This is a genomic window from Endozoicomonas sp. SESOKO4 (assembly GCF_024606275.1).
On sequence record NZ_JAHHPS010000667.1, the window covers coordinates 1 to 1,006 of the forward strand.

1 protein-coding gene is annotated in these 1,006 nt (G+C 43.7%); it reads left to right on the forward strand.

The features are described from left to right. The coding region (locus KDK16_RS12930; protein WP_257276439.1) for a DUF1631 domain-containing protein at positions 1-1,006 on the forward strand (1,006 nt) is incomplete at both ends.

Here is a 1,006-nt window from a genome sequence, read left to right on the forward strand (position 1 = left end):
GCTCCCCAATATCGCTCAGAAGCGCCTGAACCTGAGACGACGTCAAAAACGGAGGATTCATCGCAAACCTGGAATGAAGCGTTCATGAATGAACTGGTAAACAGGCTCTTTTCCAGAGTAGAAGGACTACTACATACCCCGTCAGAGACTTCTAATGCAACGGTGAGTGGTGATGCCAGACTGTTTGCCAGCATCGAGCTAGCCAGTACACTGACATCCATACAGAAAGAGCTCTCGGGTCAACATGACTCTATCTTCAGTCTGGCAGAATCGATCAAGAGTGCCTTGAAGGACAAGGGTGTAAAACAAAAGCTCTCACCAAGGCACCGTGACCTTATCAACATGGTCGGCATGCTGTTCGAGTTTATTCTGGACGATCATGAGTTACCGGATGACGTTAAAAATCTGATTGGTTTACTTCAGATTCCTGTTTTAAAACTAACTTTACTGGAAGAAAGTTTTTTAACTGACCGCCGCCATGCGGCAAGAGAGTTACTCAATGACATGACCTCAGCCGGCATGCATACGACACTGGAACCAGAAACAGAAAAGCCTGTTATCGAGTTGATTGAAGAAACAGTCAAGTACATTATCAAACATTTCACCGAAGACCCTGACATATTTTCCAGCTGTCATAAAACATTCAACGATAAGCTACTTAAAATCAGGGATTCTTTAGACCAGAATCAAACTAGAACAGAGCCCAATCAGACTGAACCTGCAGAGGGTGAAGAGGCCATTAGTACGGAAGATATTGTTCTTGAAGCTCAGACAAGCAAGGTAAACTGTGAGTTTCAACTAATCATCTCCAATCTCATTTCTACCCGGCAATATACAGTGCCGGACTCAATGGAAAAGCTGGTTAATGAAGTTTGGTCTGATGTTCTGGAAACCGCTGGTATGAAGAGCACTGCTAATACCAATGATTCAGCTGACATTCCATGGTTCGATGCCATCAATACACTGGATATCTTGTTATGGAATCTACAACCAGAAAACCGTGATT